Origin of the sequence: Williamsia sterculiae (genome assembly GCF_900156495.1) — a bacterium.
GTDB classification, from domain to species: Bacteria; Actinomycetota; Actinomycetes; order Mycobacteriales; family Mycobacteriaceae; genus Williamsia_B; species Williamsia_B sterculiae.
The window spans coordinates 57,776-64,137 of sequence record NZ_FTNT01000005.1 but is presented as its reverse complement, the minus strand read 5'-3'; the positions used below and the strand labels follow the sequence as shown (position 1 = coordinate 64,137).

Annotated in this window: 4 protein-coding genes; all 4 read right to left on the bottom strand. The window is 65.3% G+C overall.

Annotation, left to right across the window (positions count from 1 at the left end):
• Nucleotides 1–504: hypothetical protein (locus tag BW971_RS21675; RefSeq protein ID WP_200799401.1), on the bottom strand; the 504-nt coding region annotated here is incomplete at its 3' end.
• Between the two features lie 58 nt (nt 505–562).
• A complete protein-coding gene (locus tag BW971_RS09785) occupies nt 563–5,125 on the bottom strand; it encodes a phage tail tape measure protein (protein ID WP_268811120.1) in 4,563 nt (1,520 codons plus the stop codon).
• Between the two features lie 210 nt (nt 5,126–5,335).
• A complete protein-coding gene (locus BW971_RS21120; protein ID WP_143690291.1) occupies nt 5,336–5,749 on the bottom strand; it encodes a hypothetical protein in 414 nt (137 codons plus the stop codon).
• A 214-nt stretch (nt 5,750–5,963) separates the two neighbouring features.
• Nucleotides 5,964–6,323, bottom strand: a complete 360-nt coding sequence (locus tag BW971_RS09775) for a hypothetical protein (RefSeq protein ID WP_076479037.1) — start codon at nt 6,321–6,323, stop codon at nt 5,964–5,966.
• Nucleotides 6,324–6,362: the final 39 nt, after the last annotated feature.

The window sequence follows — 6,362 nt, the reverse complement described above, 5'->3', positions numbered from 1 at the left end:
TCCGTTGTTCTCGTATTGCCCGATCTGGGTGAGGTCGTCGAGCGCGGATGCGGCGGATGGGTTGCGTGACCGGTAGTCGTTGGTGATGGCGGTCCAGTTGTGGGTCAGGGCTTGGGCGAGGATGGCTTGGGCGAGGACCTTGTCGTCTGACCGGAGTGCGTTGGTGTACGCGGTCTGTGCGTCGTCGGGGTCGAGGATGCGGGTGGCTCGGTCTTGTGCGTCGCGGTACGAGACGACGTCGCTGCTGGTGCCGGCGTTGATCCCGAACAGTGTCTTCTCGAGCGCCTCACGCTTGCGCTTGATGGCGCCCTTCTCCTCGGCTCGGAGTGCCGTGATCTTGGCGGTGAGGTCCTCGTGCAGCGGGGCGAGGGCGTCGCGTTTGCCGGTGTCGGTGAGGTTGGGGTCGTCGGCGATCTCGGCCTGCGTCTGGCTGTAGTTGTCGACCAGGTTCGCGGCCTGGGTGCGGTATCCGTCGATCTGCTCGTCGAGGAAGTCGAGGCTCATTGTTGTTCTCCTTTGTGTGAGGTGTTGTTGCGGTTGGTGATTGATGGACGGGTGGTTGTTATCCGGGTAGTCCTCCGAGGATGCCGATGGTGGCGAGTGCGTTCATGCGTTCCACCTCGCTACGGAACTGGCTGGCATCGGCGACGGTGATGTCACCGTGGAAGTTGACCGATCTGTCGACACCCCCGCCGCCGTTGGTGGCGAGTTTCGACACCGCATCCCACTGGGCCGGGTTCAGGATCGCCTCAGGCTTGCCGGTGTCGTTGCGCACCACCGTGGTACCCGGCTTCAACCAACCACCCTCGTCATACCAACCGTTGTTCACATGAAACTGGCGGGCCTTGGTGGGGTCCTGGTAGCGGTCGCCGACGTACTTGTCGTACACCTGACCCTGATCCTTCGGGTCAGGGTCGTGGGCGTCCTTCCCCGCAGCCGCATACACCTCAGGTCCGGCTTGCGGGATACCCCAGTACTTGCCGTTCTGCGCGGTGGGACTCCAGGTTGACTCCGCGTTGGCGATCCAATCGGTATCAACCCACGGCTGACCTTTCTGCCACGCGTCGCGCAGTCCGGAGCGAAACGCGTCCTTGATCGGGTTGCCCGTCGACGGCAGAGCTGCCACCGCATTCGCGATCGGGTTGGTCGGTGTCGCTGTTGGTGCTTGCTTACCACCCAAGTCCTGCCCTTCGGCGGGCTTGTCGGTGCCGGGGTCGGTGGCGGGTTGAGCCGTCACCTGCTGGGTGTTGGTACCGGTGCCGGTGGTGGACTTCTTCGCCTGCTCGGCCCGGAACTTGTTGTACTCGTCGAGGCCCTTGATGAATGGTGGGGGTTCGTCGGCCAGGCCCAGTGCGTCGAGGAACCCTTTGGTCAGGATGGTGGTGGCTTTGCCGGTGGTGTCTCCGATGAACTGGGACCACGAGGTGAACCCTGTTCCGGTGTCTGAGGATCCGCCGCTGAGGTCGGCGGTCAGGCCGCTACCAGCTTTGCCGCCGTAGTCGCCGGTGCCGGTGTAGGTTTCGGGGTCGTAGTTGCCCTGGGTCACACCGCCCTGGTCGATGCCACCCAACTGTGGTGCGCCTTTGAACATGGACTTGGGGAAGTACCAGTGATCGGTGAACTGGCCGTCATCCGCACCGGCAGCACCGCCGCCGTACTGGCCGTCACCGCGGGCACCACCCATCTCCACGTTGACGCCCGAAGGAAGTGTCGCGGCGGTGTGCCCGCCACCGGGACCACCGTTGACGAATCCGATGCGGAGGTCTCCTGCTGCGCCGCGTCCGGCGATGGCGCCCATCTGGGCGAGTTGCCCAGCTTCGGAGGCGGTGGCGAACCGGCCGGCGAACGGGGCCAACCCGGCAGCAAGGCGGGCGAACGCGCTGACCGTTCCGGAGCAGTCACCCCAGTTGACGTCACCCCACATGTACGGGGCGCCCTCCAGCGGCCGTGACGCACCAACACCTTTGGCCAGCGAGTCGAAGTCAGAGGCTCGGACCCCGCCCTGGGCGAACTTGAGGAGCCCCTTCACCCCGAGCATCTCGCCGGTCTTCTGCCAGATCGCCAACGACCGTTGACGCTTCGACGGTGCGAGGGGGATGAACGCTTCACCACCGGTTTCCGGCTCGGCCCACTGCACCAGGCCGGACTTCGCGGGCTGGATCATCGCGCTGTCGGGCAGCGAGGAGATTCCACCGGCGGCGTACTTGCGGATACCGCCGTCGGCTTCGTGTAGGGCCTGCAGCGCGGAGACCGGCACCCCGGACTGGAACTGCGCGACGTTGCTGTATTCGACGCCGATGGAGATGGTGCGCGGTCGGGTGATGTCGGTGATCTCGTCGGACACGATGCCGAGGCTCTTCAACACTTCTTCAAAGTGTCCGCGGACGGTGGGGTCGGCGATTTTGGCGTCCAACTCCTGCAGTTGCTTCCAGGAGATGTTGCGGCCGTCGAGGAACTGGGAGATCTCGGCACCGATCGCGGGGTCGGCACGCAGAGAGTTCAGGGCCGCGAGGTCCGCTTGTGACTGGTGGGTGCCGATGTTGAACTGGGCGGCGTCGAGATTGATCTTTGGGTTGGCCTGCATCGCCGACAACAGAGTCACATTGTTGGCGATGATGTCCAGGCGAGCCTTGGCTTCCGCGCTCTCCGCGGTGACCCGCACCTGACCGTTCGGCAGGGTCTGGGTTTGGATACCCAGCCGCCCCAATGCGGCCTCAGCACCAGCCACCTGCGTGGTGTCAACGTCGACCGACAGCTTGTCGGTGTTGGCGAACTGCTGGGCAATACCGCTCAGGTGCTGCCCGACCAGACCCAGGGCTTCCTGGGCCTGCTGGGCCTTGAGCCGGGCCCCGTCCAACTTGTCATTCGACCCACCGAGGGCGTCACCGACGCGCAGAGCAGCCTGTGATGTCGCATCGAGTTGCCGGCGCTGGGCATCCCAGTTGTTGACCTTCTCGTTGCTGGCCCAGTTCTGGGTGGCCTTCTCAACCTTGTCCCGGGCATCACCGTTACCGCGGAGCGCGGCGGTGTATTCATCAAGGGACACGCCTGCTCGCTGCAGCGCGTTGTTGTGTAGGGTCCACGTGCTCGTCGCCGCGGCGTTTTTCTGCACCTGCTGGTCGAGTTTCTGATTGACCTCCTCAAGGGCGTCGGCCTGGCCTTCACCCGCGGCCTGCGCCTGCGGGGTTGTGACACCGATGTCCGGGTGCTTATCAAGGTCGGTGAAGACGCCCTTGCCCTGCAGCTCGTTGAAGATCTGCTTCTTACCTTGGGCATCGAGCGCCCCGTTGTTGGCGTTGATGCTGTCGGACAGTGCATCGACCGCCTGCTTGAACTCCTGGGCCTTCTGCCGGGACTCGGCGGTGTGCTGACCCCACGCACCCAGGGCCGCAACACCAGCCATCAGACCAATACCCGTCAGCCCACCCAGCGCGCTCGTCAGCGCACCAGCACCGGCCTTCAACCCGGTGAACGCACCCGCCGCCAGACCCGTTGTACGAGGCATCGACGACGCCGCGGTAGAGGCATTGAGGAACGACTGCTGCATCCGCTGCAACACAGGGACCGCAGTCCCCAACGACGCGATGCTCGACCCGAACCGACCCATCGCGAACGTGCCCGCAGATGCTGTGGTCGCAAGAGTCCCGTTCGCAGTAGCGGCATTGCGCATCGCCGCACCAACACTCGACAGTGTTGACCCCACCGGGGCGAACGCGGTGTTAATCCGATTCGCCAGCCCAGGAACGACCTTGAACGCGAGGTATGCGCCTACGAGCGCAGTCACCGCGGTCTGCTGACTACCGATCAGCGAAGACACACCGTTGATGGCCGGGGCAAGCGTCTGGTACACGCTGGCGGTCGTCTGCACGACACTCAACCACGTGTTCCACGCCACCACACCGAGAGATGCCGCTGCGGTACCCAGCGCGCGCCCAATGTCGAGAATGGCAGGGGTGACCGCCTGCAATGCAGCCAGGTAATTGTGGAAGGTGTCCGCCGCCGCATCGAGGTTCAGGACTTCCCGTAGGCTGCCCGCCTTCGACGCCAATCCTTCGCCGAAATCGGTCACCTTGCTGATGCCGTCGGTCGCCAGATTCGCCATCTGTGTCAGCGGCCCCTGGACCACCCCGTAGAACGCCAACCCTGCATCCTGGGCGGCGTTCTTCACCTTCTCCCACGCACCCGGTAGACCAGCGGTCTTCGCAGCAGCAACCTCAGCGGCGGACCCCGACTGGTTCATCTTGCCGACCATGGCATCGAAGCCCTGCGCACCCTGCTGCGCGGCCACACCGGCAATACGCGCCGCATCCGACCCGAACAGGGTCGCAGTCGCCGCCTGGTACTGCTCCGCGGTCATCCGCTTCGACGCATCTTGAAGCTGCCCGAACAGCTTCGACATGCCCTCGAATCGGCCGCTGGCGTCGTACACCGACAAACCCAAGTCGGAGATCGCCTGCTGTGCAGGATCGCCCTGGTCCGTCAACGCCAACAGCGTCGACTTCAGCAGGGTGCCCGCGTCCGATCCCTGGATGCCGGCGTTCGCGAGCAGCGAGATGGTGGCGGCGGTGTCGGACATGCTCAGCCCAAATTGATGCGCGACCGCACCAGACTGCTGCAATGCCATTGCGACGTCGGTGATCTCAGCCGACGACTGATTCGCCGAGTTCGCTAGAATGTCAGCCGTTTCACTTGCGTGCGAAGCATCCTCACCGAATGCCTGCAACGCCTGAGACTGGATGGTCGCCGCATCCGCCGCAGAGATTTGGGCCGCGGCGGCCAACTGCAGGGTGCCCTTCGCGCCCGCCATCGACTGCTCGACAGTGAACCCGCCCTTGGCGAGCTCCACCATGGCCTCGGCGGCATCCGTCGCCGACGTGGCAGTGAGCGTGGTGTCCGAGCCCAACTTGCGGGCCTCCGCGCCAACCGCAGACATCTGCGAAGCGGACGCACCCGACACCGCACGCATTTCGTTCAACGAATCGGTGAAGCTCATGCCCGAACTCAGCGCAGACTTAAACGCCGCCCCCAAGGCGACGACACCGCTAGAGACTCCGGCGACTGCACCGATCTTCTTGAGGTTGTCCCCGATCCCAGTCGACAGACCCGACGAGAGCCGAGACCCCATGTCGCGGCCCGAGCGATCCGCTTCACGCTGCGCCTGACCCAGAGCCCGCCGCACATCGGCCGGGATGCCGTCAGTACGCCCACTGATCGTGATGTAAGCGGTGGCTAACTCGATGGCCACTACCGTTGCCCCCCAACGTCTTTGACGTAGACCAGGTCAGCAGGGACCAGAGGTGGGCGGGTGCGTTCGACGAGGTCGAGCCACTCCCGATCAGGCAGCGTCGCTAGGTACTCCTCCACTGCGTCGCGTTGCATCCCGTGCCCTTACGTAGTCCTCGACGGCTCCCCGGCGGAAGTGCCAGGTACCGTTGGCGAGTCGTTGCCCGCCGAGGCTGTCCCCGATGCGGCAGATGTGGCGGCGGGTGTACCCCGTCAGTTCGGCCGCGGTTGCGGAGTCGATCACCTCTACCGGTGAGGGTTCCTCAACCAACGGGTCTGGTCTGTCCTGATGTCCGTTGTGCGACAACGCTTCATCGCACACTTGGAGCAGTGCTGCCAGGGCGGGGCCGGGGTTCATCCCGTTGCGGCGCCGCTCTCGGGCAGCAGCGGAGATCCCGAACTTCATGGCCCGCAACGCGTCTGTCCCCTCGACGAGGACCGCCCCACCCAGGGCGCGGGCACTCACCGCTGGTCCCCGACCCGTTCGGCAGCGTCGACCAGAAGATCGGCCAGTCCCATCGCCTGCGGTGGTGTCAGCGACCGGCCCAACACGTTGATGACGGTGCCGTCAATATGCACCGCCGGTGGGCTATCCGCCGACCGGTGCCGCCTGCATAGCTGCTCGACCGACCGCGTCCAGTTCCCGCAGCTTGTACATTGCCGCTTCGGCCTACCCCGCGTCATCGGTCCTCCGGTTCGATCAGGTCCACCCCGTACCCGTTGTCGTCCTCCACCGCGATGGGTTGCCACCCGTCGCGCTCGGCCAGCCACATCAGTTGGGTGAAGAACTCCTCGGTGCCGGCGTGGGCGCTGGCCTCGGCGAGACGACGGCGGGCGGTGGCCTGCCACCGTGGGGGCAGCGACGACGGGTTGTGTGGTCCGGGTTCGTCACCGACAACCGCGTGCACACGATCGGCGGATACCCCGCACAGCAGCCCGACACCGGCCTCATTGAGGGCCAGTTCGCCGTCGGCCTGGAACCGGAGGATGGGGGTGAACGGGGCGTCGGTGTTACCGCCGTCGAACCGGCGCCGCGTCATCGGCCACCACCCAGGAGATCAGCGATATCCAGGGCCAGA